This window comes from Brevundimonas sp., assembly GCF_032055285.1.
Taxonomy (GTDB): domain Bacteria; phylum Pseudomonadota; class Alphaproteobacteria; order Caulobacterales; family Caulobacteraceae; genus Brevundimonas.
Genome location: NZ_DAMBRE010000003.1, coordinates 69076 through 95610, shown reverse-complemented (window position 1 = coordinate 95610; position 26535 = coordinate 69076). Strand labels below are relative to the sequence as shown.

The following is a 26535-nucleotide window of genomic DNA, read 5'->3' as shown; positions in this document are numbered from 1 at the left end:
CGCATGGGACGGCGCCTAGCGCAAGGTCAGGTAGCCGCGTTCGACCATGCGGCGCAGGGCCTCGTAGGCTTCGGCCAGTTCCTCGTAGGCGGTGCGGGCGGCGGTCAGGCGGGCGGTCTGGTCGACCGTCACGGCCGAGCCCGATTCCGACAGGCGCAGGGCTTCCGCGGCCCAGCGGGCGCGGGCATTGGCGGTCAGGACCGCCAGCTTCTGAAAGGTTCCGACGTCCACTCGCGACAGGGTTTGGCCGAGGACCTCGCGGTTCGAGATGAAGGCGGCGTAGTCGATCTGCTCCAGCAGGCCGCGCAGGCGGCGCTGCTCCTGTGGGTCCAGGTCCTGGGGCTCGAAATGGTCGCGCTGGCGGCGATAGCTCTGGGTCAGCACGGTCGACATCGGCGGCGCTCCACTAGACGGCCCGCAGGGGCTGCGGATGCCAGGCTGCGCCGCTTCGGTTAACGGGTCGTTTGCGGCCCTGTGGGCGCCAGCTTAAGCCGCTCGCGGTCGGGGGCGCCCAGGCCGCGCGGGCAGCGCATGGGGCGATAGTCCTTGGAGTAGCAGAGCCGGGCCTCGCGGAACCAGCCGTCCGTCGTGGCGATGAAGACGCCCTCGCGCGGCAGGCCGGGGTTTGAGGCCACGAAGGCGTCGCGGATGGCGCCGGCGGTCAGGCGCTCGGCCGGGATGGCCTCCAGGTCAGGCTTGTTGAGGCCGTTCCACATGCGCGCGGCCTGTTCGAAATAGGCCTCGGGGCTGTCCCAGCCGCAGGTGCCGTGAGCGGCCCATTCGTGCTGTTGCAAGGACGGCGAGGGGGTCATGCAGAAGTGCTTCTTCACCGTGGCGACGGGGATGGCCGGGCCGGGGGCGGCGCAGTAGCGCGGGTGCCTGTTGTCGGCGCCATTGGGCCACAGGCCGTGCAGGGTCAGGCCGAACTGGTTGTCGGCGCACTGATGGCGTTCGTCCGGCTAGTCCTTGCCCGAGCGGCAGGCCTGGGGCGACCAACTGACGGCCAGCATGTTGAAGGCGACCGGCACGTCAGCGGCCACCTCGTCGGCGGGCGGGGCATAGGGGCGGGCGGGGGTCAGGTCGGCGGGCACGGCGCAGACGGCGCCCTCGGCGGCGGCCGTCTGGCTGGCCGGCGCCGGGGGCAGGGCCTCGCACGCGGCCAGCAGAAGGGGCAGGGCCAGCAGGGCGGCGGGCAGGTTCGGGGTCCGCATCAGGGGCGCTCCGCAGGCGAGAAGGACAGGACCCGCCGTAAACCCTTCGTGAGCGACGGCCAAGACGGAACCCGCTCGCGCCTCCGCTCATTGAAAAGCGTGAGCATAAGAGGAACGAGGTCCATGCCCGATCAAGCCGCCTTCGAAGCCGCTCTGGAAGAGGCGATCGCCCTGTTCGAACAGGGGGAGGCGATGAACCAGGCCCGGTTCGACGAGCTTCTGGCCGAGCTGGAGGCGCGGCGCCCCTCCCTGGCCGCCGTGCCCGAGGACGATCCGCGCGCGGCCCGGGCCAGGGAGTTGCAGGAAAGAGCCGACGACCTGGAGCATCGCGCCGCCCAGGGCCATGGCCAGATGGACGAGGTCAACACCCTGTTCTCGCCCCTGATGGGCAAGCGCTAGGGCGGTCAGTAGCGCCTGTCGAAGCCGAAGCTGGGCCGGCGCTGGCTCCACTGGCCGCGGGTGAAGTCGGGGAAGTCCAGGGTGCGGTTGCCCTCCGCGATCGACTGTTCCGACAGGGGCGTGATCGCGCTCCAGCTGACCCCGTCATAGATGTCCAGCGGCATGGGGGCCTTGGCCTTGAGGGCCTCGATGAAGGCGTGAATGACGAAGAAGTCCATGCCGCCATGGCCCGATCCTGCGGCCACGCTCTCATGGGTCTTCCATAGGGGGTGGTCGTACTGCTCGAACCAGGCGTCCTGGGCCTCCCACTGATGGGCCGGGCTGCGGCCCTCGATGTGGACCGACTTGTTCAGATCCATCCAGAGGCCGCCCGTACCCTGGACCCGGAAGCCCAGCGAATAGGGGCGGGGCAGGCTGGTGTCGTGCTGCAGCAGGATGGTCTCGCCGTTGGCGCAGGTGATTGAGGTGGTGACCACGTCGCCCAGCTTGAACTTGACCGCGGCATTGGGGTGATCGGCCCCGCCGGTCTTGACCACATAGTCGTGCAGGCCGCGCGCCTTCGACGAATGACTGGTCAGATTGACCATCCGGTTGCCCCGGTTCAGGTCGATGTAGTTGGCGATCGGGCCGATGCCGTGGGTGGGGTAGAGTTCGCCGTTGCGGTTGACCGAGTGCCAGGTGCGCCAGCGCGCCTCGGACCAGCCTTTCGGCCCGAACTCGACGCCGCCGCCATAGGGTTTCTGCGGGTCGCCGCTGTTGAACTTCACCGCGCGCAGGTCGTGCTGATAGCCGCCTTGCAGGTGGACCAGCTCGCCGAACAGACCGGCCCGCACCATGTTCAGCGCCGCCAGGACGTCGCGGCGATAGCAGACGTTCTCCAGCACCATGTACGGCGTGCCGGTGCGCTCATGGACCTCGATCAGGTCCCAGTGGTCCTTAAGCGTCACACCGGCGATGACCTCGCAGGCGACGGGGATTTTCGCCTCCATCGCGGCGATGGCCATGGGGGCGTGCCATTCCCAGGGCGTGGCGATGACCACGGCGTCGAGGTCGGGATGGGCCAGAAGGTCCAGATAGGCCCGGTCGGGCGCCCCCTCATAGGCGCGCGGCGCGGGGCGGCCGGCGGCGGCGATCATGCCCTTGGCGCGGGCGATCATCAGGGGCTCGATGTCGCAGATGGCGACAATGTCCACGTCGTCGCGCTTCAGCAGGATGGGCATCAGGCTCTGCGCTCGCAGGCCCGTGCCGATGATCCCGATCTGCAGCCGGTCGGTGCTGTCGCGCGTCCGGGCCAGGGCGGGCGTAGCCAGGCTCGCGGCGGCGGCGGAAGAAGCGGCGATGAAGGCGCGGCGGTCCATGGGCGGGGGCTCCGAATGTTCGGTGGTCCACCCTGGCTTAGGCGATCATGTAGTGCGCGTCATCCCTCGCCCGCGAGGGGCGAGGCCGGCCGATCAGCGCCCGTACCGGGCAATCCCCAGATCCGCCGTCTCGATGTCCGGGGTCTGGCCGCTGACGATGTCGGCGATGACGCGGGCCGAGCCGCAGGCCATGGTCCAGCCCAGCGTCCCGTGGCCGGTGTTCAGGAAGAGGTTGTCGAACTTCGTCCCCCCGATGACCGGGGTGCCGTCCGGCGTCATCGGGCGCAGGCCGGACCAGTAGGTCGCCGCCTTCAGGTCGCCCGCGCCGGGGAAGAGCGAGCCGACCGAATGCTCCAGCGTGTTGCGGCGCTGTGCCGGCAGGACGTTGTTGTAGCCCGAGATCTCGGCCATGCCGCCGACGCGAATGCGGTCGCCCAGACGGGTGATGGCCACCTTGTAGCTCTCGTCCATGATGGTCGAGACGGGGGCGGCGGACTCGTTGATGATCGGGGCGGTAATCGAATAGCCCTTCACCGGATAGACCGGCAGGGTCAGGCCCAGCGGCTTGACCATCTGCGGCGAATGGCTGCCCAGGGCCAGGACATAGGCGTCGGCGGTGATACGGCCCCGGCTGGTCTCGACGCCCGAGATGCGGCCCTTGTCGGTGACCAGAGCCTTGATGGCGGTGTCGTAGAGGAAGGTCACGCCCTGACCGACCGCCACATCGCCCAGCGCATTGGTGAACTTGAAGCAGTCGCCGGTCTCGTCCTTGGGCAGGCGCAGGCCGCCGACGAACAGGTCGCGCGTGGCCTTCAGGCCCGGCTCGGCGGCGATGCAGCCGTCCTGATCCAGCACCTCGAACGGCACCCCGCCCTGACGCAGGACCTCGGTGTCCTTGTAGATGCCGTCCAGCTGCTTTTGCGTGCGGAACAGCTGCAGGGTGCCCTGGGTGCGGTGGTCGTACTGCAGGCCCAGCTCGGCGTTCAGGGCGGTCTGAACCTCCTGGCTGTACTCGGCCAGACGCACCATCCGCGCCTTGTTCAGGGCATAGCGGGCCGAGGTGCAGTTGCGCAGCAGGGCCAGCAGCCAGCGCACGGTCGCCACATTCATGTGGGGCTGCAGGATCAGCGGGGCGTGACGCATGAACAGCCACTTGACCGCCTTGGCCGGGATGCCCGGCGCGGCCCAGGGCGAGGAATAGCCGGGCGACAGTTCGCCGGCGTTGGCGAAGCTGGTCTCCAGCGCCGGGCCGCTCTGGCGGTCGATCACCGTGACCTCATGCCCGGCCTTGGCCAGATAGTGGGCCGTCGTCACCCCGATGACGCCGGCGCCCAGGACTGCGATCTTCATGGTCTTGACCTTACGCGAAGTTCCCCGCGCCAGTTCCCTAGACCAGTTTTTGCGTTTGTCGAGCGCCGCCGGAACGTGTGCGCTGCACCATGTGTGTTTGTTGAAACAGTTCGGCCCGGATCGCGCTGATCCGGGCCGATTATTTGCTCATTTTATGAAGCGCGCCTCCACCGGGGCGTAGCGATCCCAGACCGCCTTGTCCGCCAGCGAGCGCAGCAGCTTCAGGTATTCGGCGTGGGTCCAGGCCAGGGGCGTGGCCGAGTTGGTGCCTTCGCCCATGGCCTCGTTGTGCGCGGTCGGAGCGCCGACCCCGTCCCAGACCTGTTCGGGCAGCAGCAGGCCCGCGTTGGCGAAGCGCTCCATGCCGCGCACATAGGTCTGGCGGATGGCGTTCAGCGCGGCCGCGTCGGCGGTCCCGGCCTGAAGGGCGCGGGCCAGCTCATAGTGGCCGCGCTCGCCGGTGAAGAAGGGCCAGACCCGGCCGCGCTGGCCCGGCGCCATGATCCCGCCGACGCCGTAGCCCTTGCCGTCCGAGACGTCCTCGCCGTAGCCGTCGACGCCGTAGCGACGCCAGCCGGGGGTGGTGTCGTCCGCCGGTCCGAAATCATAGCGGACGCGGTACAGGTCCTCGCGCGCCGTGTCATCGTATTCGCCCAGGGTCGCCACGACATGCGCGTCATCGGCCGCCCGCACGCCATAGCGCACCAGTTCCAGGAAGCCGCCGTCGATCACATGGTCCTCGGGGGGCGCGATCTGGCCGTTGGCCTCGCCGATCGGGGCCTTGTCATTGGGGTTGGTGTTGCGGGTGATGCGGACGTAGTAGCGCCCGTCGCCGAAGTCGCCGCTGGTGGTGAACATGCTGGCCTCGATCTGACCGGCGTAGCGATCGGCGGCGGCCTGATAGCGGGCGGCGCCCGGCGCATCGCCTGCGGCCCGCGCCATCTCGGCGGCCACCGTCAGACCGGCCACGACGGCGGCGGTGCTGGACGGGGAATAACCCTGCTGCTCCTCCCAGCGCTCCTGCTGGGTGAAGGGCGGACGGATCTCGTTCTGGTTCCAGTCGATGTCCACCTTGCCGCCGTCGACCAGGAAGTCGGCCGCGGGCTTCAGCATCCTGGCGTACATGTCGGTCATGTCGGCGTCGGACAGCCAGCCCATGGTCCACAGGCGATGGCCCAGCATGATGGGCATGGCCGTCTGGTCCAGCTGGACCGCCATCCATTCCAGCGTGCCGTCGACATGGGTCTTCTGCAGGAACCAGCCGCCGTCGCCCTTGTTGCCCGGCGTGTCCGACCCGACCTGGACCTGGGGCAGGTAGTGGAAGGCCGCCAGGGGCGTCTCCTTGTCGCCGAGCGCCGCGAAGGCCATGGCCACCTGATAGAAGTCGCGCGGCCAGACCGCCTTGTAGCCGGTCGAGGGCTTCGACGCGTCCACCGTGTCGCCCCAGGGGTTGGACAGGGAGGCGATCAGGGCGCCGGCGTGGGTGTGGTCCTCCTGAACCTTCAGCATCAAGGCCGAGGCATAGGCCAGCTTGCCGCCGTCGGTGGATTGCGCCGCCACGCGCGGCAGCTCACTCAGGGAGGCGACATAGTCCTCCCAGCCCACTCGCTCGCCCTCGCCGTTGAAGCGCTTCAGCACTTCGTCGAGGCCGGTGGCGAAGGCGGCGTCCGCTTGAGCCTCGGCGGCGGCGCGGCTGTCGCCGAAGCCGATGACGAAGTCGCGGCTCAGGCTCTGGCCCTGTTCCAGACGCGGCAGGGCGCCGGTCAGCATGATGTTTCCGCCTGCGTCGCCCGTGGTCGTGAAGGCGGGCAGGGCGCCGGCCTTCAGCCCGGTCAGGCCGTCCGATGCGCCCATGAAGCCGACGCTGGCGGCCTCGAACGGAGCGCTGGGACGTAAGGAAAGATGAACGGCGCCTTCGTGGGCGTAGAGGCCGGTCGAGGCCGCCTCGCCCCGGTCGTCCACGCCGGTATTGGCCATGTGCGGCTCCAGCAGGACATAGGGGGTCACGCTGCCCTTCAGCGCCCGCACGGTGACGCGCAGGATCAGGGCCTGACGGTCGGGGTCGGTGAAGACCTGCTTGTCGATGGCGAAGCGCCCGGCCTTGTCGGTCGTCGTCACGCGATAGGCGGGCGACAGGGGGCGGCCCTGCGCGTCCTTGTGCAGGTAGTCGATGGTGAAGTCGGTGTCCGTTCCCTCGACGGCCAGGCCGCTGTCGGTCATCACGGCCAGGCGCAGCTGCTTGATCTGGGCCTCATGGATCAGGCCGTACATGGTCTCGGTCAGCACCCCGTCGGCGATGGAGAACCAGACCTTGGAGACGGTCCCGGTCGGCCCGCCGTCGCGATAGGCGCCGTCGACATAGGCTTCATAGGCCGTGCCGGCGCCGACCTTGGCGGCATAGGCCCAGGTCGGGGCCTCGCCCGGCGCGCCCGGGGCGACATTGGGCGCGACCTGGGCATGGGCGGCGCCGGTCAGGACGGAGGCGGCGGCGCCGGCCAGGATCAGGCTCTTGAAGATACGCATGGGAAAACCTTTCACTCAGGCAGGCGTCAGCAGGAATTTCAGCGGCACGTCGAGGCGGCCGTTCCACGAGGCCTCATTGTGCTGGGCGCCGGGGAACAACAGGGTCTGGAAGTCGCGCGGGCCGTAGCCGCGCTCGCGGAAGACGGCGTCGATGCGGCTCTGGAAGACGGCGTAGAACTGATCCAGGGTCTCGTCGCCGCGATCGAAATAGAAGCGGTGCGACCCCGGCGCGGGCAGACCGTTCGCCACCACGCGGGTCCAGGCCCCGACCACCTTGTCGCGCCAGACGGCGAGGGCCGCCGGGTCGTCCAGACCATCGATGCGCAGGGGCCAGTGGGTCGACAGACAGGCGGCGGCGCCGAAGACCTCGGGATGCTTCATCACCGCATAGAGGGAGATCAGACCGCCCATGCTGGAGCCGCTGATCAGGGTGTCCGCCGGTCCGGTCAGGGTGCGATAGGTCCGGTCGATGAAGGGCTTCAGCTCCTCGACCATGAAGCGCAGGTAGGCGTCCGACAGCGGCGCGCCGCCATAGATGGCCTGAACATCGTCGCGGACCTCGGCGGGCAGGGCCTGGATCAGGTCGGCGGGGACATATTCACGTAAGCGAAGCGGCGTGTTCCAGATCCCCACCACGATCGGGGCGCGGACCTGGCCCTTGGCGATCAGTCGGCCCAGATGCTCGTCCACGCCCCACTCGCCGAAATTGGCTTTCGAGGCGTCGAACAGGTTCTGGCCGTCGTGCATGTAGAGGACGGGATGGCGGCTCGACCCCGCCTCATAGCCGGGGGGTAGCCAGACGGTGACGTTGCGCGGCTGGACGTGGGCGGAGGCGAAGTCGGGGTGTTCGACCAGTTTGCCATCCACCGGGATGTCCGCCATCGCCTTGCCTGCCAAGGGTAGGGAGGCCAGCAGGCCCAGGGTCATGCGGCGCGAGAGGCTCATGCCTTGTGCTCGCGCACGAACAGGGCCGAGACGGCGGCGACGAAGAAGCTGACGCCGCCGATGATCAGGGCATAGACCGCCTGCCCCGCGAACAGGTGTTTCAGGATCAGGCCCAGAATGGTCGCGGCCAGCAGCTGGGGCACGACGATGAAGATGTTGAAGACGCCCATGTAGACGCCCATCTTCCGCCCCGGCAGGGCGCCCGCCAGAATGGCGTAGGGCATGGACAGGATCGAGGCCCAGGCGAAGCCCACCCCGATCATCGGCAGCCACAACAGGGCCGGATCGCGGATGACGGCCACGCCGATCAGGCCCAGACCGCCGAGCACTAGATTGATGGCGTGGGCGCCGCGACGGCCCGTCCGCCGGGCGACGACCGGGATCAGGAAGGCGGCCAGCGCCGCCACCCCGTTATAGATCCCGAACAGCACCCCCACCCAGTCGGCCCCGGCGTTGTAGGCCGCGCTGGTCGGATCGGAGGAGCCATAGTGGACCGCCGTCACCGTGGCCGTGGTGTAGATCCACATCGAGAACAGGGCGAACCAGCTGAAGAACTGGACCACGGCCAGACCCTTCATGGTGTCGGGCATGGCGAAGACGTCGTCGAGGATCTCGGTCAGGCCGTTGGTCTGCGCCGCCCGGCGGAAGGCGGCGACAGCCAACTGCAGGGCGCCGAAGACGGCCAAAGCCCCGGCCAGGATATAGAGCTCCTTTTCCCATCCCGAGGCGAAGACGACGGCGGCGACCGCCGCGCCCAGGCCCAGGAAGGTCAGGCCGCCGAGGCCATAGAGGCCGGCGCCCCGTTCCGGCGAAGTCGGGGCCGGGTCGTTCTCGGCCACGCCGTCGAAGGCGGCGATCTCGGCGGGGCTGTATTCCTTGGTAGTGAAGACCGTCCAAAGCACCGTGGCCAGCAGGCCCGCCGCCCCGACGTAGAAGGCGATCTTCACCGACAGGGGCACCGCCCCCTCCGCCGCCGTCGAGGCGACGTGGAAGACATTGGACAGCAGCCACGGCAGGACCGAGGCGAAGACCGCACCCGTGCCGATGAAGAAGCTCTGCATGGCATAGCCGGCGGTGCGTTGCTCCTCCGGCAGATTGTCGCCGACGAAGGCGCGGAACGGCTCCATTGTGATGTTGATGGAGGCGTCCATGATCCACAGCATGGCGGCGGCGAACCACAGGGTCGGGCTGTTCGGCATCGCTACAAGGGCCGCCGAGGTCAGCAGGGCGCCGAACAGGAAGTAGGGCCGACGACGGCCCAGCCGCCCCCAGGTCTTGTCGCTGAAGTGGCCGATGATCGGCTGGACCAGCAGGCCCGTCACCGGCGCGGCGATCCATAGGATGGCCAGGCTGTCGATCTCGGCGCCCAGGGTCTGGAAGATGCGGCTGGTGTTGGCGTTCTGCAGACCGAAGCCGATCTGGATGCCGAAGAAGCCGACGCACATGTTCCAGATCGCCCACATCGACAGACGAGGGCGGGGCAGTTTCGGACGCGTGGCGCGCGGCTTTCCGGCCTCAGCGGACAGGACGGGGGCGGCTTCGCTCATCGACGCGACTTCCTTCCCAGCGGCACGAAGCGGATGGCCTGACCGCCGCCGGGGGCCAGGTTCAGCGTCAGGGTATCAGTGGACGTCACCTCGCGCTGCTCGATGACGATGTCCTCGCGCTTGCCGCGATAATCGGCGTCGGGGCCGTCGCGATAAATCTCCGCGCGATAGCGGCGACCGGCGTCGAGGAAGCTCAACGAGGCGCTCAGGCTGCGCGGATGTTCATCCGACACGGCGCCCAGGGCCCAGACGTCGGATTGGCGATCCTTGCGGGCGATCACGACGAAGTCGCCGATCTCGCCGTCCAGAACCTTGGTCTCGGCCCAGTCGACCGGCACGTCCTTGATGAACTGGAAGGGCGCGGGGTTGGCCTCGTAGTGGACCAGCAGGTCGGCCGCCATCTGGATCGGGCTGTAGATGACGACATAGAGGGCCAACTGCTTGGCCCAGGTGGTCTGGATGCCGCCGGGGCTGCGCGTCTCCATGCCGAAGATGCCGGGCGTATAGTCCATCGGCCCGGCCAGAAGGCGGGTGAAGACCAGATTGGCCTCGTGCTCGGGCGGGTTGCCCGGCTGGCCCCATGCGCTGAACTCCATGCCCCGCGCGCCTTCGCGGCTGATCATGTTGGGGTAGGTGCGGCGCAGGCCGGTGTCCTTGAACGGTTCGTGGGCGTTGACCGCGACCTGATGTTTCGCCGCCGTTTCGATGACGCGCATGTGGTGTTGGGCCATGGGTTGGCTCTCGTGCCAGGCCATGACGGCGCGGCCGTCGGGTCCGGCCACACGCGCCCCGCCGGCGTCGGCGACATAGCCGGTCTTCACCGAATGCATGCCCAGCCGTTGATACAGGGCCATGGCCGGTTCGAGCTGCTGCTCATAGTGGAAGGCGTTGCCGCCCGTCTCGTGGTGGCCGATCAGCTGCACGCCTTTGGCCCGGCCGTGCGCCGTCACCCGCTCGATGTCGAAATCGGGATAGGATTCGGTGAAGCTGAAGTCCGAGCCGTTGGCGAACCAGTCGCCGTCCCAGCCCTTGTTCCAGCCCTCGACCAGCACCCCGCCGAAGCCGTGCTCGGCGGCGAAGTCGATATGTTTGATGGCGTTTTCGGTGGTGGCGCCGTGCTTGGGGCCGGACCCCCAGGACTTCAGCTCCAGGTGCATCTCCCACCAGACGCCGAGGTATTTCATCGGCTTGAACCAGCTGACGTCGCCCAGCTTGTTGGGTTCGTTCAGGTTCAGGATCAGGCTGGATTCGACCAGGCCGGCGGCGCTGTCGCTGATCTGCAGCGTGCGCCACGGGGTGTGGAAGGGGGCCTGCCGCACCACGGCGGCGTTGGTCAGGCCGGGGGTCAGCTGGGCGCGGAACTTCAGCCCCTCGGCGCGGCGCAGGTTCATGCCCGCATAGTCGATCAGGGCCGCCTCGTGGATCGAGACGTGCAGGCCCGAGTCCCCGCGCACCGTCATCGGCGTCTGGGCGCTGCCGACCGCGTCGATGCGGGTGCGGTTGTAGAGGTATTCCTCGCGGTTCCATTCCCAGGCTGGAATCCACCAGGCCTCGCCGTCCTCCGACAGGTTGAACTCGGTCAGTTCGGCGCCGATGCGGACGGTCTTCAGCCCGTCCTGTTCGGGGAATTCGTAGCGGAAGCCCAGGCCGTCGTCATAGAGGCGGCAGACCACGTCGAAACGACGGCGCAGACCCGCCTTCTCGGCGAAGGAGACCCGCCATTCGTTGTAGTGGTTGCGCACATAGCGGCGCTCGCCCCAGGGCTGCTCCCAGGTCTCGTCGACCGTGACGGGGGCGCCCGCCGTCAGGGTCATGTTGCGCTCCAGCATGGGTGCATCGGTCAGCAGGAAGCCCAGCCATGAGGTGTCCACGACCTTCCTGCCCAGACGGCTGACCGCATAGGTCGGGCGCCCGTCGTTGTCGGTGGCCATCTCGATCGTCAGCACCCCGCCCGGCGACGAGGCGCGCACGGCGTTCGAGGTCGTCTGCGCCGCCACGGGCGCGCCGAAAGCGAGAGCCGAGACCGTGCCCAGGGCGAGGAAGGAGCGGCGTTTCAACATTTTCAGGATACCCTTTTGGGCCTATCGCCGCGCGCACGGCGCGGGACTGCTTGAGGCCGGTTACGAAGGCTCTTGCCAGACGCCGTTTGACGGGCGCATGAGAGAGCAAGATTTGCAGCAAATTTTGCAGCGACTGATTCCGGAGCCCGCGACCCTTGAGCCGCAAGTCCACGCGACTGGAAGACCTGGCCCAGCTGGCGGGGGTCTCCATCTCCACGGCGTCGCGCGCCCTGAACGACCATCCGGCGGTCAATGACCGGACCAAGCAGCTGATCTGGAAGTTGGCGCGCGAGCACGACTATCCGTTCCGTCGCTACATGCCCGCCGGTCCCATCGGCGCCGAGGCGACCATCGCCCTGGTGGTGCCGCGTCCGCAGGGGCGCGAAGGGCGTCTCAGCGACCCCTTCTTTCTGGAACTGCTGGCTGGGGTGGGCGAGGCGGCGCGCGAGCGCGGCTGCGACCTGATCATGAGCCATCTGGCCCCCGCCACCTATGAAGACGTGGCCGCCGCCATGACCACCAGCCGCGCCGACGGCGTCATCTTCCTGGGCCAAAGCACCCTGCACGCCGCCTTCAACCGCCTGGTCGAGACCGAGGCGCGCTTTGTCGTCTGGGGCGCCGAACTGCCCGATCAGCTCTATTGCTCGATCGGCTCGGACAATATCAATGGCGGGCGTCGGGCGACCCTGCATCTGGCGCGGTTGGGGCGAAAGCGCATCGTCTTCCTCGGCGACCTTGATCCGCCCGAGGCCATGCAGCGCCATCGCGGCTATCTGGACGCCCTCGCCAGCGCGGGTCTGCCGGTCGATCCGGCCCTGATCGTTGACGCCCACTTCGAGGTCGAGTCCGCCGAGGCCTCGGTCGAGTCCCTGATCCGGCGCGGCGTCGTCTTTGACGGCGTGGTCTGCGCCAGCGACCAGATCGCCCTGGGCGCCGTGCGCGCCCTTATCCATGCGGGCCGCAGCGTGCCGGGCGACGTTTCGGTCATCGGCTTCGACAACGTGCCCTTCAGCCGCTACTCCAGCCCGGCGCTCAGCACCATCGCCCAGGACACGATGAAGGCGGGTCGCCTGATGGTGTCCAAACTGCTGGACCACGGCGGCGACGCCGCCGGCCGCTCGGAGCGCGTGCCCACCGACCTCATCGTGCGCGAGAGCTGCGGCGGCTGATCCCACCTCAGCCCGCCTCTTTGCGCAGCAGGACGCCGCCCAGCGGCGGCAGGACGCCAGCCTCGGTCAGGTTGACGCTGTCGATGACCGCGTAACCCGCAGGCGCGGTCCATTCCTGCGCCTCATGCCCCAGGTTGAAGACCGCCAGCAGGGCCTCGCCGCCGCCTTCACGCGTGAAGGTCAGCGCAGGCTCGGTGGTCAGCACCGTCATCTCGCCGACGCGCAGGGCCGCATGGGCGCGGCGCAGGGCCAGGATGCGACGCGTGGCGTGCAGCATCGACTTCGGGTCGGCGTTCTGCACATCGACCGCCATCGCCGGGTGACGCGCGTCCACCGGCAGCCAGGGCTCGACGCTCGAGAAGCCGGCGAAGGGGGCGTCGGCCGTCCACGGCATCGGCGTGCGGGCGCCGTCGCGGCCCAGGGTCTGCGGCCAGTTGGCGATAGCCTCGGGATCGACCAGGCGCTCGAACGGCACCTCGCCCTGGGGCAGGCCCAGTTCCTCGCCGTAGTAGACGAAGACATTGCCGCGCAGGCAGACCAGCAGCAGCATCAGCATCTCGGCCAGCTGGCGCTCGTTGCGGCCCTCGGCCCAGCGCGAGATGGCGCGGGGCGCGTCGTGGTTGGAGAAGGTCCAGGACGGCCAGCCCTCGCCCTGAGCGCCGGGCCACATGGCCGCGCCCGTCTTCACCAGGTCGGCGAACACCCGCTCGGCGTAGAGGTAGAGGAAGCCGTAGGCGCTGTGCAGGTGACGGTCGTCGGCCGTGTATTCCTTCATCTCGCGGTCGGCGTGGTCGCCGCCGACCTCGGCCACGGTGAAGCGACCGTCGCCATAGCTGTCGGTCAGCGCCCGCACTCGCTCCAGGAAGGGGGCGATGTCGGCGTGGGACTGGTTGTAGATCTTGTCCTGGAAGTCGAAGGGCCGGGTCCGCTTGCCCCCCGCCGGGAAGGCCGGATTGTCCTTCAGCGACGGGTCGTTGATCATGAAGTTGATGGCGTCCAGGCGGAAGCCGTCGACCCCCCGGTCCAGCCAGAACTTGCCGGCGGCCAGCAGCGCGTCCTGCACCGCCGGATGGCGGCCGTTCAGCTGCGGCTGCTCGGGCAGGAAGTTGTGCTGATAATACTGGCCGCGCCGCGCGTCCCAGGTCCAGCCCGGCCCGCCGAAGACGGACTGCCAGTTGTTGGGCGGCGAGCCGTCGGCCTTGGCGTCGGCCCAGACGTACCAGTCGGCGAAAGCGTTGGTGCGGTCCTGACGGCTGGCCTTGAACCAGTCATGCTGGTCTGAGGTGTGCGACCAGACCTGATCGACGATGATCTTCAGTCCCAGGCCATGGGCCTTCTCCACCAGCCGATCGAAGTCGGCCAGGGTCCCGAACACCGGATCAACGTCGCAATAGTCGGCGACGTCATAGCCGAAGTCCTTCATCGGCGAGGTGTAGAAGGGCGAGATCCACACCGCGTCCACGCCCAGCGACGCGATATGATCCAGATGGGCCGTTATGCCGTTCAGATCGCCAACGCCGTCGCCGTTGCTGTCGGCGAAGCTGCGCGGATAGACCTGATAGACGACGGCGCCGCGCCACCATTCCTGATGGGCCTGCTCCGGAGAGGGGACGACGGGGAGGGTCGCTTGGGTCACTGGGCGGGGCCTTCGGATACGCAGATCATGTAGTCGAGCGGCGGCACGGTCACGCGGACCACGCCCGGCGCGGCGGAAACGGCGGGGCAGGACCCGCGCGATGCGGTCCAGCGGGTCGAGGACGGGTCGACCACGACATTGGCGCTCAGCGGCTCGGTTCCCGTGTTGAACACCACCAGGGTCTCGCCCGCCTGGCCGGGCAGGGCGCGGCTGATGGCGAACAGGCCGGGCGCCTCGGCGGCGGCGCGCACCGTCTGTGCGCCGCGACGCAGGGCCGGATCGGCGGCGCGCAGCCGGGCCATTTCGCTGATGGCGCGATAGAGGAGGGCTTCGCGGTCGTAAGGGTCGCGCAGGCCGCCGATGCGCTGTTCGGTGCGATAGGTCTCGACCTGGCCGTCCCACATGTCCTGACGCCCGCCGCCGTAGCCGCCGCCGCCGGCGAAACCCTGTTCGTCGCCGTAGTAGAGGGTGGGCACGCCCCGGCTGAACATCATCAGGGCGTGGGCCAGGGTGGTGCGGGCCAGAAGTTCGGCGTCCGGCGCCTGGGGGTGGGCCTTCAGCACGAAGCCGCCGATGCGGCCCATGTCGTGATTGCCCAGGAAGGTCGGCAGTTGCAGCGCGGCCTCGGCTCCGCCTTCATAGAGGACGTCGGCGGCGAACATCTTGGCCAGGGCGTCCGGCGCCTTGGCGCCATTGGCCACGTCGGTGGCGACCGACTGGAAGGCGAAGTCGAGCACGGCGGGCAGCCTGTCGACCCGCGTGTGCCGGGCCAGGGCCGCCGGGTCGTGATCATAGACCTCGCCGAAGATATGGAAGTTGGGAATGCCGCGCGCCCTGGCCCGCTCCATCATGGCGGGGACGAAGGCCTGCCAGAACTCGGGGTTCACATGCTTGGCGGTGTCGATGCGGAAGCCGTCGATGCCGTAGTCGTCGATCCAGTCGCCGAAGATCTCGATCATGCCCTGAACCACGCGCGGGTTCTCGGTGAACAGGTCGTCCAGCCCGGCGAAGTCGCCGTGGGTCGAGCTTTCACCTCGGAAGGTCGAGTCGCCCCGGTTGTGATAGAGCAGGGGATCGTTCAGCCAGGCCGGGACCTTCACCGTCTCTTCGCCCGCCGGGACATAGGGCGTATAGGCCCAGGTCGGATCGGTCAGTTTGGCGAAGTCCGACGCATCCCCGTCGCCGCGGAAGCCGTCGTTGACCGCCGCCCCGCCCACCCCGCCGCGACGGGTCCAGGGATAGTCCGCGACCGAGCGATAGCCGCAGTCGTTGGCCGGGCATTCGCGATACTGGATCACGTCGGCCGTGTGGTTGGTGACGATGTCCAGATAGACCTTCATGCCGCGCGCATGGGCCGCCTCGACCAGGGCCTTCATCGTCTCCGGCTCGCCGAAGTGGGGATCGGGGCGGGTGAAGTCGGTGATCCAGTAGCCGTGGAAGCCCGCCATCGGTCGGCCGACGGTCGGCTGCACCGGCTTGTTCTTGAAGACCGGGGCCAGCCAGATGGCGGTGGCGCCCAGGCCCTGCAGGTAGTCCAGCTTCTGGATCACCCCGGCCAGATCGCCGCCGTGATAGAATTCCGGGCTGGACGGATCGAAGCCGCTGACCAGCCGGTCGGGCGCATAACCGCCGTGGTCGTTGCCGGTGTCCCCATTGGCGAAGCGGTCGGGCAGCAGGAAGTAGATGATCTCGTCCTGGGGCGGGCGCTGGCGCATGGCCTCGACGGTCGAGGCGGCGGGCGTCTGGGCCGCTGTTTGGGCCGCGGCGGCTCCGGCGGCCAGCAGGCTCAGTCCGGACACGGCTCCGAGCAGAGCGTTCCAGCGGCGTGGCGTCCTGGGCATTGGCGGCCCTCCCTGTCCTGTCCCTCCGATACGATGCCGGAAAGATCGATTTGCAAGTTTTTGCAGCGACGGGCGGGCCTGTCAACTGCGCCGTTTTCGCCTTGTTTTCCAAGGCTCCTTCTATGGTGCGCCGCAATAATGGGCCAATTCGCGGGTTCTTTGAGCGAACATCGTCCGGCCTCAAATATTACCGGCTTGCAAGGTTGTCATAGATTTGCATAAGTTTGCGTCAGATCGCTTCATCAGAGAGCGACACCCATGGGAGGATGACGATGGCTTCTGGTTTCACCCGGCGTGCGCGCCTCATGACCGGCGGCGCCTTGGGCGTCGTCATGACCCTGGCTCTCGCGGGCGGCGCCCAGGCGCAGACGGCCTCGCAGGACGAGCAGGCGACCCAGGTCGACGAGATCGTCGTCACCGGCATCCGCCGCTCAATCGAGGCCTCGATCTCGGCCAAGGCCCGCAACACCTCGATCGTCGAAGTCATCTCGGCCGAAGACATCGGCAAGCTGCCCGACGTGTCCATCGCTGAGTCCCTGGCGCGCCTGCCGGGCGTGACGATGCAGCGCCTCGATGGCCGCAGCCAGCAGATCTCCATTCGCGGCCTCGGCCCGGACTTCACCACCGCCCTGCTGAACGGGCGCGAGATGGTGACGACCGGCGACAACCGCGGCGTCGAATTCGACCAGTTCCCCTCGGAGCTGATGTCCAGCGTCATCGTCTACAAGACGCCCGACGCCGCCCTGACCGGTCAGGGGCTGGCCGGCACGGTGGACATGAAGACCGTGCGTCCGCTGGACTACGGCCGTCGCGCCATCGTGGCCAACGCCCGCTATGAGTGGAACGACATCGGCGCCCTGAACTCGGGCACCACCGACAACGGCAGCCGCTACACCTTCAGCTACATCGACCAGTTCGCGGACGACACCATCGGCATCGCCCTGGGCTACGCCCACATGACGTCGCCCTATCAGTCGGAGCGTTTCAACGCCTGGGGTTATCCGACCTACAGCGACGGCAACCTGCTGACCGGCGGCGTCAAGCCCTACGTCATGTCCTCGGAACTGGAGCGCGACGGCTATATGGGCGTGCTGGAATGGCGCCCGAACGATCGCTTCCACTCGACGATCGACGCCTTCTACTCCGAGTTCAAGAACACCCAGGTCCTGCGCGGCATCGAGTTCCCGCTGGCCTGGGGCGGATCGTCGGGCGCCTGCCCCGGTTCGCTCGCCGACTGCCGTCCCGGCCCGTCGCTGCGCCCCGGCTACACCGTCGAGGACGGCATGATCGTCGCCGGCACCTGGGACAACATCAAGGGCGTGGTCCGCAACGACCTGAACAAGCGCGACAGCAACATCACGGCCATCGGCTGGAACACCGAGTTCGTCGCCAATGACGACTGGTCGTTCAATCTGGACCTCAACTACTCCAAGGTCGAACGCAACGACATCATCCTGGAGACCAACGCCGGCACCGGTCGCAACATCAATGGCGCCCTGGACACCCTGGGCTTCGAGCTGACCGACGACGGCGTGACCCGCTTCACCAGCCAGCTGGACTATTCCGATCCGAACCTGATCAAGATCACCAGCCCGCAGGGCTGGGGCGGTGACGTCATTCCGGGCGGTCAGGCCGGCTACATGAACACCCCGTCCATCGAGGACGAGATCAAGGCGGTCCGCTTCGTCACCACCCGCCAGCTGCATCAGAGCCCGTTCAGCTCGATCGACTTCGGCGTCAACTATTCGGAACGCGAGAAGACCTTCGTCAACGACCAGTATTACCTGGCCGTGCCCGGCGGCGGCGACCTGGCCATCCCGACCCAGTTCCTGATGGACCCCACCGATCTGGGCTACCTCGGCATCTCCAAGGTCATCAGCTATGACGCGCTCGGCGTGATCAACAGCGGTGCCCTGGCCAAGGTGCGCAACCCCAACGCCGACGTCGCCGCCGGCAACTGGGAAGTGTCGGAAAAGGTCACCACCACCTTCATCCGCGCCAATATCGACCACAACCTGTTCGGCAAGCCGCTGACCGGCAACGTCGGCGTTCAGGCCGTCTATACCGACCAGTCGTCGAGCGGCTTCTCGGCCAGCCAGCTGGCGCCGGGCGTGTCCCAGACCCTGGCGGTCTCGGGCGGCGTCGACTACCTCGAGATCCTGCCCAGCGCCAACTTCATCGTCGAGGCCGGCGACGACTTCTTCGTTCGCTTCGCGGCGGCCCGCACCCTGGCCCGCCCGCGCATGGACGACATGCGCGCCTCGCGGAACTACAGCTACAACCCGGCCCTGGCCCAGTCCGGCGACATCAACCGGTCGCCCTGGTCGGGCGGCGGCGGCAACCCGGAACTGCGTCCCTTCATCGCTGACGTGGCCGACATTTCGATCGAGAAGTATTTCGCCAACCGTCGGGGCTATGTCTCGCTGGCGGCCTACTACAAGAACCTCGAGAGCTATGTTTACAACCACAACCAGGTCTTCGACTTCACCGGTTACCCGATCGGCGTCGGCAACCCCGAGCCGGTCCTGCGTGAAGGCCTGATCGGCGCGCCGGACAATGGCGACGGCGGCTGGATCAAGGGGGCGGAATTCGCCGTTTCGGCGCCGTTCGACGTCTTCCATCCGATGCTGGATGGCTTCGGCGGCCAGTTCAGCGCCTCCTGGACCGACAGCGAGATCCAGCCTGATCCGACCCAGGCGCCGACCACCCTGCCGGGTCTGTCGGAAACGGTGATCAACACCACGGTCTATTACGAGAAGTCCGGCTTCCAGGCCCGCGTCTCGCACCGCTACCGTTCGGATTTCCTGGGCGAGGTCGCCGGCTTCGGCAACGGCCGCACCCTGCGTTCGGTCGCGGCGGAGAGCATCATCGACGCCCAGATCGGCTATGAGTTCCAGTCGGGTCCGGCCGAGGGTCTGTCGATCCTGGCCCAGGTCAACAACCTGACCGACGAGCCGTTCAAGACCTTCGAGAACGGCGACGAGCGCCGCACCATCGACTTCCAGAAGTACGGCCGCACCTTCCTGGTCGGCGCCAACTACCGCTTCTGATCCCTTCTCTTCTGAGCCGACTGGGGGCCGTGTCTTTCGAGGCCGGCCCCCTCTTTTTTGCCTGATCGAGATTGCAGGCCAGACTATCCATCGCGGCGTCGTCGTCGCGGTCCTTCGGGGAGCCATCATGAGCCAGCCTCAGACCGGGACGGGGGCCGCCACGCGCGGCACGGGCCTCGCCTTCGCCTATGTCACCAGCCTCTTCTTCGCCTGGGGCTTCGCCACCTCGCTGATCGATCCGCTGATCGCGGCGGTGCGACGGGTGTTCGACCTCAGCTATACTGAATCCTTCCTGACCACCTTCGCTTGGTTCATCGCCTATGGCGTGGCCTCCCTGCCGGCGGCGGCGGTGCTGTCGCGCCTGGGCTACAGCCGATCCATCATCGCCGCCCTGCTGACCATGGTCCTGGGCTGCCTGATCGTGCCGGTCGCCACCATCATCGACTTCTATCCCGGCATCCTGCTGGCGCTGTTCGTCATAGCCTCGGGCGTGACCCTGCTGCAGGTGGCCGCCAATCCTCTGGTGGCCGAGCTGGGCACCAAGAAGAGCTCGCACTTCCGCCTGGTCTTCTCCCAGGCCTTCAACTCCCTGGGGGCCACGGTCGGGCCGTGGCTGGGGGCGCACGTCCTGCTGACCGGCGGGGTGTTCGCCGCCGGGGCGGTCGTCACCGTGGCCACGCGCGGCGAGTCCCTGCGCAGCATCGACATCGCCTTCCTGGGCATGGGCGCCTTCTTCGCCCTGATCGCCGCCTTCATCTTCTCGGCGAGGAAACAGATCAACGCCGCCGCCCCGGTTCATGACGCCGCTGAGCCGGTCGGCGCCGCCGCCATCTTCTCGGCGCTGAAGTCGCGCTGGGCCCTGTTCGGCGCCCTGGCCATCTTCATCTATGTCGGTTCCGAAGTGGCCATCGGCAACATGCTGACCAACTTCCTGTCCGGTCCCGACGTGCTGAACATCCCTGTCGAGGCGGCGGGCAAGATGGTCGCCCTCTACTGGGGCGGAGCCATGGTCGGCCGCTTCATCGGCTCCTGGCTGCTGACGCGCATCCACGCCGGCGTCCTGCTGAGCCTCTGCACCGTGGTCGCGGCCTCGCTGTGCCTGCTGGTGACCCAGACGGGCGGCGTGACGGCGGCCTATGCCGCCCTGGCCGTCGGCTTCTTCAACTCCATCATGTTCCCCAGCATCTTCACCCTGACGCTGGAGCGCTCCTCGGCGCCGGCCGCCGCGACCTCGGGCCTGCTGGTCTTCGGCATCATCGGCGGCGCCTTGCTGCCCCTGCTGGCGGCCCAGGTGGCCGACCGCTCGGGCGACATCCATCTGGGCTTCTTCGTGCCGGTGGCGGGCTATCTGCTGCTGACCGTCTTCGCCGTCGCCTGCGCCCGCACCAAGGGTCGTGACAGCGAAGGACCGGTGGCCTCGCCGCACTAGGCCCGCGACATCGACGGGAAGGGGCCGCGTCCGATCGCTCGGGCGCGGCCTTTTCTATTGAGCCGTCAGGATGACCGCGTCGCGTCCGTCAGCGGCTCGCCATAGTGGCGGTCGCCGTGCAGGTTGGCGGCCAGGGGCGCGGTCGTCCGCTCGATCAGGCGATGCACCACCGGCTTGTCCGGTCCCTGATGCAGGGCGTAGATGCGTTGCGAGATGTCGGCGTCGGCCTGGGTTATGCGCTGGTTGTGGCGGACGTAGTCCAGCCAGGTCGCGGTCTGGTATTTCTCGACCCAGATGTCGGGCTCGGCCAGGTCGCGCATCAGATGCCATTGGCGCGCCCCGTCGCGGCGGCGCACGCGACGGCGCTCGTCCATCACGGCCAGGAAGGCGTCGATGTCCTCCTCGCGGATGCGATAGGCGATGGTGACGACCACCGGCCCGCTGCGCGGCTCGATGGCGAGCTGGGTCTGCGGCTCGGTCCAGCGCCGCAGCAGATCCATGTTCAGGTTGGCGGTCGAGGGCAGGGGGACCCTCAGCCCGATCAGGACGCACAGGACCAGCACGCCGGCCGACAGGCCCAGCGCCATGTCCAGCCCCTGCGCCTGGGCCAGCGAGCCCCACAGCCAGCTGCCGCCCGCCATGCCGCCGAAGGCCGCCATCTGATAAAGCGCCAGGGCCCGCGCCACGACCCAGCGCGGCACCGACATCTGCACCGTGACGTTGAAACTGGACAGGGTCAGCACCCAACCCGCGCCCGCGATCATCAGGGCCGGCAGGGTCAGGGCCAGCCAGGGGCTGAAGCCGACCACGGCGGCGGCGACGGCGAAGGCCAGGGTTGAGACGCGCACCACGGTCTCAGTCTCATACTTGGCCCGCAGCCGACCGACGAACAGGGCACCGCCGACAGCGCCGATGCCGAAGGCGCCGAGCAACAGACCGAAAGCCAGAGGCCCGCCGCCGCCCTCGCGCGCCACCAGGGGCATCAGGGCCTGAACCGCGCTGGCCCCGACGCCGAACACGACGGCGCGCAGCAGCACGGCCGTCACGCGCGGCGACAGGAAGGCGTAGCGCAGACCCCCTGCCATGGCCGTCAGCAGTCCCTCGCGCGGCAGGGTCTGTTTCGGCCGCTCGGGCTTCCAGCGGAACAGGACGACCAGCAGGCCCAGATAGCTGACGGCGTTGACCGCAAAGGCCGCCGCCGCCCCCGCCGCCGCCACGATCATGCCGCCGATGGCCGGGCCGACGCTGCGGGCCAGATTGAAGCCCATGGAGTTCAGCGTCACGGCCCCGGCCAGATCCTCGCGCGGGACCATGTCGCCGACCGAGGCCTGCCAGGCCGGGCCGTTGAAGGCGGTGCCGCAGCCGATCAGGAAGGTGAAGCAAAGCAGGACCCAGGGCGTGATCAGCCCCAGATAGGTCATGACCGCCAGCCCGGCCGAGACCAGCAGCATGAAGCTCTGGGCCGCCAGCATGATCTTGCGCCGGTCCACCGTGTCGGCCAGGGCGCCCGCCGCCAGCGACAGCAGCATGATGGGCAGGGTGACCGAGGCCTGGACCAGGGCCACCATCTGGGCCGAGGCGATGGAGGACATCATCCAGGCGGCGCCGACCGACTGGATCAGCCCCCCGAAATTGGTCACCAGACTGGTGATCCAGACGGCGCGGAAGACCGGATGGTTCAGCGGCGCCAGCGCCCCGGTGCGCACGGGCGGCGCGGTCTCGGGAACGGTCATGAGGCGGACCGGCTGTGGCGGAAGATCAGGATGGCGACGCCTGAACAGTGACTGCGGAACGAGCCCCCAATGCACCCCTTTGGCGACGGCTTTGCAAGCCGTGAAGCGGCCTTATCTCGCCAACAGGGCGTCCGCCGCCGACTGGTTCAATCCCGTCTCGCCCGCCAGCGCCGGGCCGTTCAGCAGGGCGGCGTCGGGGCGGGGCGGGTCCTTGCGTCCGGTCAGGGCGGTCAGCAACCGGGCGATCCTCTGGTCGGCCAGGTCCTGAAAGCTGCAGGCAGCAAGGATGCGGTGAAAGGCGGCAGTCACGGCCTCGGCGTCCAGAGGCTCGGCCTGCGTCAAGGCCAGGCCCTGTTCGGCGGCGGACAGAAGGTCATCGGCGGCGATCGCCAGTTCGCGCCTCAAGTGGTCGATCTCGGCCAGGATCTGTTGCGGGGTCATGATCAGATCTCGCCCACGACCGAGGTCAGCTTCTGTTTCAGCACCGCCAAGGTGAAGGGCTTGATGACATAGTTGTTCACCCCCGCCTGTCGTGCGGCGATGACGTTCTCGACCTTGGCTTCGGCGGTGACCATGACGAAGGGTGTGGTCCTGGTCTTCTCCTCGGCGCGAACCTGTTTGAGCAGCTCCAGTCCCGTGACCGGCTGCATGTTCCAGTCCGACAGCACCAGGCCGTAGGTCTTCTCTTTCAGCAGGGCCATGGCCGCCGCGCCGTCGGGCGCGTCGTCGACGTTGACGAAGCCCAGCTGGTTCAGCATCCCCCGCACGATCCGCACCATCGACTTGTAGTCGTCCACCACCAGGACGTTCATGCTCTTGTCTGCGGCCATTCCATTCCTCGTTGCACAGGCGCGGCCGTACGGGCCGCTGTGATTGAAGGACGCGCCGACCCTGTTGGGCGACGATACAGCTTTAAGGTGTATTTTCTTAAGCTTGGATTAACTGTTTTCCCTTGAAAGTTGTGTTCGGCAGGGGCGGTTTCGCCGCTCTCGGGGGGTGATCGATCGTGGACGACGTCATCATCGAATTCGTGTCCGAAGCTCGCGAGGGCATCGAGGCCGTGGACGCCAAGCTGGTCCGTTTCGAGCAGACGCCGGATGACCCGGACCTGCTGGGCGACATCTTCCGTCTGATCCACAGCCTCAAGGGCGGCTCGGGCTTTCTCGGCCTGATGCGGCTGCAGAACGTGACCCATGCCGCCGAGAACGTGCTGGGCCTCTATCGCGACGGGACCCTGGCGGTGGACGGGCCTTCCGTCACCGTCATCCTCGACGCGGTCGATGTGGTCCGCAACATCATCGAGGGTCTGGCCGAAACCGGCGTGGAGCCCGAGGGCGACGACCGCGCCCTGATCGCCCGGCTGGACCGCATTCACGCGGGCGAAGGCGCATCGGCGACGGTCGCGCCCGCCGCGTCGCGCTCCCTGCTGGAACGGGTCGGCGGCGAGGCCACGCTGGACGCCGCCTGCGAAGGCGCGCTGGCCGTGCTGGTCGCATCGCCTGAAACCGGCCCCCTGTTCGCGGGCGTCGATCTGGACCGGGTGCAGGCCGAGTGGCGCGAGGCCCTGTGCGGCGTCGCTCGCGCCACGGCGGCGCCCGGCGCTTTTCAAGCTGCCCTGAGCGCGACCTTCGGCGCGGCGCTGGAAGGGCATGAGGCGGCCTTCGTCCAGGCTGTTCGCCAGTGCATGCTGGATCTCGAGGCCGAGCCGGAAGCGGTCGAGCTGCTGCTGACGGTCCCGCCATCGGAAGTCTCTGACGCGGCCGAGCCGCCGCGCCCCGACCGCGCCGTCGCTGAACCGGCCAAGGGCCCCCAGACCATCCGCGTCGGCGTCGAGACGCTGGAAGGCCTGATGACCATGGTCAGCGAACTGGTGCTGATCCGCAACCAGCTGATCCAGACCCTGCGCGACCAGCCCGAGACCCCTTTCGCCGGGCCGCTGCACCGCCTGAATCAAGTGACCAGCGAACTGCAGGAAGGGGTGATGACCACCCGTATGCAGCCGATCGGCGGCGCCTGGGCCAAGCTGCCGCGACTGGTGCGCGACCTGGCCTCGGACCTGGGCAAGCGCATCGACCTGGTCATGACCGGCGAGGAGACCGAGCTGGATCGTCAGGTCATGGAACTGATCCGCGATCCCCTGACCCACATGATCCGCAACGCCGCCGATCACGGGCTGGAAACGCCGGATCAACGTCGCGCGGCGGGCAAGCCCGAGATGGGCCGCATCACCCTGTCGGCCCGGCATGACGGCGGGGCCATCCTAATCGAGATGGCCGATGACGGGCGCGGCCTGCCCGCCGCCCGTATCCGCGACAAGGCGGTCGAGGCCGGTCTGATCTCCGCCGCCCAGGCGACAGCCATGAGCGACGCCGAAGCCCGCCAGCTGATCTTCCTGCCCGGCTTCTCGACCGCCGCTTCGGTGACGGCGGTGTCGGGACGCGGCGTCGGCATGGACGTGGTGCGCACCAATATCGAGGCCATTGGCGGGGCCATCGAACTGGCCTCCGTCGAGGGGCAGGGGACGCGTTTCACCATCCGCATCCCCCTGACGCTCAGCATCATCGCAGGGCTGGTGGTGGAATGCTGCGGCGAGCGCTTCGCTATGCCCCAGGCCAGCATCATCGAACTGGTCAGCGCCAACGGCACGGCCGGTCGCCGCATCGAACAGATCAACGGCGCCGAGGTGCTGCGCCTGCGCGACCGGTTGCTGCCGCTGGTGTCCCTGCAGGCCCTGCTGGGGCTGGAGGCGCCCGAGGGACCGCGCGGCGAGGCCTGCATCGTCGTGGCCCGGGTCGGGGCCTTCGACTTCGGCGTCATCGTCGACCGGGTGTTCGACACCGAGGAGATCGTGGTCAAGCCGACAGCCTCGATCCTGCGTCACCTGAAGCTCTATTCCGGCGCGACCATCCTCGGGGACGGGGCGGTCATCATGATCCTGGACTTCAAGGGCATGGCGGTCGAAGCGGGCGCCGGCGCCCTGCTGAACGGCGGCGACGAGGTCCTGATCGAGGCCGCGACCGGCGAGGCCGACGCCGAGGCCTTGCTGGTCTTCCGCGCCGCCGACGACGGGCTGAAGGCCGCACCGCTGGCGGGCGTGGCGCGCATCGAGGAGCTGGAGCCCTCGATGCTGGAATGGGCCGACGGGCGCTCGCTGGTCCAGTATCGCGGCCAACTGATGCCGGTGCTGGGCGCCGACGGGGCGGCCCTGTCGCGCGCGCCTGAGGCCAAGCGGCCCCTGCTGGTCTTCTCGCGCGGCGCGCGCAGTCTGGGCCTGATGGCCGAGGAGATCGTCGACATCATCGAGGCGACGGCGAGCGCCGAACTGACGGGAGCCTCTACCGGCGTCAGCGGCAGTCTGGTGGTGGCGGGCCGGGCCACCGAGCTGATCGACGTGGACTTCTACTGGCGGCGTTGTGATAGCGAGGCCGGGCGGGAGGGCGAGGCGACCGTTCCGCTCGCGCCCGCGCCCGCCCGCGTCCCCAAGCGTCTGCTGGTCGTGGACGACAGCCCCTTCGTGCGGATGCTGCTGGGGCCGTTGCTGGGCCAGGCGGGCTATGATGTCGAGGTGGCCTCCGACCCTGAGGCGGCCTTGGCCCTGCATGACGCGGGCGCAGCCTTCGACCTGATCCTGGCCGACACCAGCCCTGCCGGATCGACGGCGCGGCGGATGGCGACCGCCTTTGGCCGCGCCTCGGCCTGGCACGCCACGCCCCTGCTGGGCCTGGGCGCCGCCTTCCTCAGCGGGCCGCCGCAGGAGGCCCTGCTCAGCGAGGTGGCCGAAGTCCTTTCCAACGATCAGGAGGCCGCATGAACCCTGCTTCGACAGACCCTTCGCTCGAAGGCTTCGTGTCTGTTCGCGTCGGCGAACAGATGATCGGGGTGCCGCTGCTGCGGGTTCAGGACGTGATCGCTCCGGTGCGTATCGATCGCGTGCCTCTGGCCCCGTTCGAGGTGGCCGGGTCGCTGAACCTGCGCGGCCGCATCATCACCGCGGTCGACATGCGCCGCCGTCTGGGCCTGCCGCCGCGCGAGATCGGCCAGCCGCACATGAGCGTCATCGTCGAGCGCGGGGGCGAGCTCTACGCCCTGCAGGTCGAGGACGTCGGCGACGTCCTGTGGCTGGACCGCGCGGCCAGGGAGCCTCTGCCCGTCACCCTGGCCCCCGAATGGCGGGCTCTGTGCGACGGCCTGTACCGCCACGACGACGCCTCCCTGCTGATCCTCAACATCGAACAGACCTTCACCCTGTCCGTTCCGGCCGTCGCGGCCTGAGCGGAGCACCAA

The 26535-nt window shown here is 68.4% G+C and carries 20 protein-coding genes; 6 read left to right on the top strand and 14 right to left on the bottom strand.

Annotated features, from left to right (window positions below; all coding sequences use genetic code 11):
* Positions 1-15 precede the first annotated feature (15 nt).
* Genes RTY13_RS08605 through RTY13_RS08595 form a run of 3 tightly spaced genes read right to left on the bottom strand, consistent with a single transcriptional unit; the run spans position 16 to position 1211 of the window.
* Positions 16-393 (bottom strand): hypothetical protein, encoded by a 378-nt coding sequence (locus RTY13_RS08605; protein ID WP_312782685.1) that lies wholly within the window; start codon positions 391-393, stop codon positions 16-18.
* Positions 394-452: 59 nt separating this feature from the next.
* Entirely contained in the window at positions 453-920 is a 468-nt protein-coding gene (locus tag RTY13_RS08600; RefSeq protein ID WP_312783145.1) for a ribonuclease T2 family protein, read from the bottom strand.
* A gap of 39 nt (positions 921-959) precedes the next feature.
* Positions 960-1211, bottom strand: a complete 252-nt coding sequence (locus tag RTY13_RS08595; protein ID WP_312782683.1) for a hypothetical protein — start codon at positions 1209-1211, stop codon at positions 960-962.
* Positions 1212-1334: 123 nt separating this feature from the next.
* Between RTY13_RS08595 and RTY13_RS08590 the strand changes: the two genes are divergently transcribed.
* A complete protein-coding gene (locus tag RTY13_RS08590) occupies positions 1335-1610 on the top strand; it encodes a hypothetical protein (RefSeq protein WP_312782681.1) in 276 nt (91 codons plus the stop codon).
* Positions 1611-1615: 5 nt separating this feature from the next.
* On the opposite strand, the gene RTY13_RS08585 is transcribed toward RTY13_RS08590, so the two are convergent.
* The 6 genes from RTY13_RS08585 to RTY13_RS08560 form a co-directional block, all read right to left on the bottom strand.
* On the bottom strand, positions 1616-2968 hold the full coding sequence (locus RTY13_RS08585; protein ID WP_312782680.1) for a Gfo/Idh/MocA family oxidoreductase: 1353 nt from the start codon (positions 2966-2968) through the stop codon (positions 1616-1618).
* 93 nt (positions 2969-3061) lie between these two features.
* A complete protein-coding gene (locus RTY13_RS08580; protein WP_409450298.1) occupies positions 3062-4318 on the bottom strand; it encodes a D-amino acid dehydrogenase in 1257 nt (418 codons plus the stop codon).
* 147 nt (positions 4319-4465) lie between these two features.
* The gene (locus RTY13_RS08575) at positions 4466-6841 is read right to left on the bottom strand and encodes a glucan 1,4-alpha-glucosidase (RefSeq protein WP_312782679.1); all 2376 of its coding nucleotides are present in this window, start codon (positions 6839-6841) and stop codon (positions 4466-4468) included.
* Between the two features lie 15 nt (positions 6842-6856).
* On the bottom strand, positions 6857-7786 hold the full coding sequence (locus RTY13_RS08570; RefSeq protein WP_312782677.1) for an alpha/beta hydrolase-fold protein: 930 nt from the start codon (positions 7784-7786) through the stop codon (positions 6857-6859).
* Entirely contained in the window at positions 7783-9249 is a 1467-nt protein-coding gene (locus tag RTY13_RS08565) for an MFS transporter (RefSeq protein ID WP_312783141.1), read from the bottom strand. Before RTY13_RS08565 ends, RTY13_RS08570 begins: the two co-directional genes overlap by 4 nt.
* Before the next feature lie 80 nt (positions 9250-9329).
* Entirely contained in the window at positions 9330-11393 is a 2064-nt protein-coding gene (locus RTY13_RS08560; protein WP_312782674.1) for a glycoside hydrolase family 97 protein, read from the bottom strand.
* A gap of 155 nt (positions 11394-11548) precedes the next feature.
* Here RTY13_RS08560 and RTY13_RS08555 point away from each other — a divergent pair, with 155 nt between their 5' ends.
* Positions 11549-12562, top strand: coding sequence for a LacI family DNA-binding transcriptional regulator (locus RTY13_RS08555; RefSeq protein ID WP_312782672.1), 1014 nt, complete (start codon positions 11549-11551; stop codon positions 12560-12562).
* A gap of 7 nt (positions 12563-12569) precedes the next feature.
* Here the strand turns inward: RTY13_RS08555 and RTY13_RS08550 are convergent, their stop codons facing one another.
* Together RTY13_RS08550 and RTY13_RS08545 are read right to left on the bottom strand one after the other, a co-directional pair.
* Positions 12570-14198, bottom strand: coding sequence for an alpha glucosidase (locus RTY13_RS08550; RefSeq protein WP_312782670.1), 1629 nt, complete (start codon positions 14196-14198; stop codon positions 12570-12572).
* The gene (locus RTY13_RS08545) at positions 14195-16039 is read right to left on the bottom strand and encodes an alpha-amylase family glycosyl hydrolase (RefSeq protein ID WP_312782668.1); all 1845 of its coding nucleotides are present in this window, start codon (positions 16037-16039) and stop codon (positions 14195-14197) included. Before RTY13_RS08545 ends, RTY13_RS08550 begins: the two co-directional genes overlap by 4 nt.
* Before the next feature lie 272 nt (positions 16040-16311).
* Between RTY13_RS08545 and RTY13_RS08540 the strand changes: the two genes are divergently transcribed.
* Positions 16312-19089, top strand: a complete 2778-nt coding sequence (locus tag RTY13_RS08540; protein WP_312782666.1) for a TonB-dependent receptor — start codon at positions 16312-16314, stop codon at positions 19087-19089.
* A gap of 127 nt (positions 19090-19216) precedes the next feature.
* On the top strand, positions 19217-20518 hold the full coding sequence (locus tag RTY13_RS08535) for a sugar MFS transporter (RefSeq protein WP_312782664.1): 1302 nt from the start codon (positions 19217-19219) through the stop codon (positions 20516-20518).
* A gap of 65 nt (positions 20519-20583) precedes the next feature.
* Here RTY13_RS08535 and RTY13_RS08530 read toward each other — a convergent pair whose 3' ends face one another.
* The 3 genes from RTY13_RS08530 to RTY13_RS08520 form a co-directional block, all read right to left on the bottom strand.
* Positions 20584-22251 (bottom strand): MFS transporter, encoded by a 1668-nt coding sequence (locus tag RTY13_RS08530; RefSeq protein ID WP_312782662.1) that lies wholly within the window; start codon positions 22249-22251, stop codon positions 20584-20586.
* Between the two features lie 111 nt (positions 22252-22362).
* The gene (locus RTY13_RS08525; protein WP_312782660.1) at positions 22363-22692 is read right to left on the bottom strand and encodes a hypothetical protein; all 330 of its coding nucleotides are present in this window, start codon (positions 22690-22692) and stop codon (positions 22363-22365) included.
* A gap of 2 nt (positions 22693-22694) precedes the next feature.
* The gene (locus RTY13_RS08520) at positions 22695-23081 is read right to left on the bottom strand and encodes a response regulator (protein WP_312782658.1); all 387 of its coding nucleotides are present in this window, start codon (positions 23079-23081) and stop codon (positions 22695-22697) included.
* Between the two features lie 176 nt (positions 23082-23257).
* Here RTY13_RS08520 and RTY13_RS08515 point away from each other — a divergent pair, with 176 nt between their 5' ends.
* A complete protein-coding gene (locus tag RTY13_RS08515) occupies positions 23258-26062 on the top strand; it encodes a chemotaxis protein CheW (protein WP_312782656.1) in 2805 nt (934 codons plus the stop codon).
* Positions 26059-26523: a chemotaxis protein CheW gene (locus RTY13_RS08510; protein WP_312782654.1), complete on the top strand. Its 465-nt coding sequence runs from the start codon at positions 26059-26061 to the stop codon at positions 26521-26523. Before RTY13_RS08515 ends, RTY13_RS08510 begins: the two co-directional genes overlap by 4 nt.
* Positions 26524-26535: the final 12 nt, after the last annotated feature.

Bases quoted from the DNA above. Each gene is read 5' to 3' on its own strand.
- RTY13_RS08605 (WP_312782685.1), bottom strand. From the start codon at position 393: ATGTCGACCGTGCTGACCCAGAGCTATCGCCGCCAGCGCGACCATTTC.
- RTY13_RS08595 (WP_312782683.1), bottom strand. From the start codon at position 1,211: ATGCGGACCCCGAACCTGCCCGCCGCCCTGCTGGCCCTGCCCCTTCTG.
- RTY13_RS08590 (WP_312782681.1), top strand. From the start codon at position 1,335: ATGCCCGATCAAGCCGCCTTCGAAGCCGCTCTGGAAGAGGCGATCGCC.
- RTY13_RS08585 (WP_312782680.1), bottom strand. From the start codon at position 2,968: ATGGACCGCCGCGCCTTCATCGCCGCTTCTTCCGCCGCCGCCGCGAGC.
- RTY13_RS08580 (WP_409450298.1), bottom strand. From the start codon at position 4,318: ATGAAGATCGCAGTCCTGGGCGCCGGCGTCATCGGGGTGACGACGGCC.
- RTY13_RS08575 (WP_312782679.1), bottom strand. From the start codon at position 6,841: ATGCGTATCTTCAAGAGCCTGATCCTGGCCGGCGCCGCCGCCTCCGTC.
- RTY13_RS08570 (WP_312782677.1), bottom strand. From the start codon at position 7,786: ATGAGCCTCTCGCGCCGCATGACCCTGGGCCTGCTGGCCTCCCTACCC.
- RTY13_RS08565 (WP_312783141.1), bottom strand. From the start codon at position 9,249: ATGTGGGCGATCTGGAACATGTGCGTCGGCTTCTTCGGCATCCAGATC.
- RTY13_RS08560 (WP_312782674.1), bottom strand. From the start codon at position 11,393: ATGTTGAAACGCCGCTCCTTCCTCGCCCTGGGCACGGTCTCGGCTCTC.
- RTY13_RS08545 (WP_312782668.1), bottom strand. From the start codon at position 16,039: ATGCCCAGGACGCCACGCCGCTGGAACGCTCTGCTCGGAGCCGTGTCC.
- RTY13_RS08540 (WP_312782666.1), top strand. From the start codon at position 16,312: ATGGCTTCTGGTTTCACCCGGCGTGCGCGCCTCATGACCGGCGGCGCC.
- RTY13_RS08535 (WP_312782664.1), top strand. From the start codon at position 19,217: ATGAGCCAGCCTCAGACCGGGACGGGGGCCGCCACGCGCGGCACGGGC.
- RTY13_RS08530 (WP_312782662.1), bottom strand. From the start codon at position 22,251: ATGACCGTTCCCGAGACCGCGCCGCCCGTGCGCACCGGGGCGCTGGCG.
- RTY13_RS08525 (WP_312782660.1), bottom strand. From the start codon at position 22,692: ATGACCCCGCAACAGATCCTGGCCGAGATCGACCACTTGAGGCGCGAA.
- RTY13_RS08520 (WP_312782658.1), bottom strand. From the start codon at position 23,081: ATGGCCGCAGACAAGAGCATGAACGTCCTGGTGGTGGACGACTACAAG.
- RTY13_RS08510 (WP_312782654.1), top strand. From the start codon at position 26,059: ATGAACCCTGCTTCGACAGACCCTTCGCTCGAAGGCTTCGTGTCTGTT.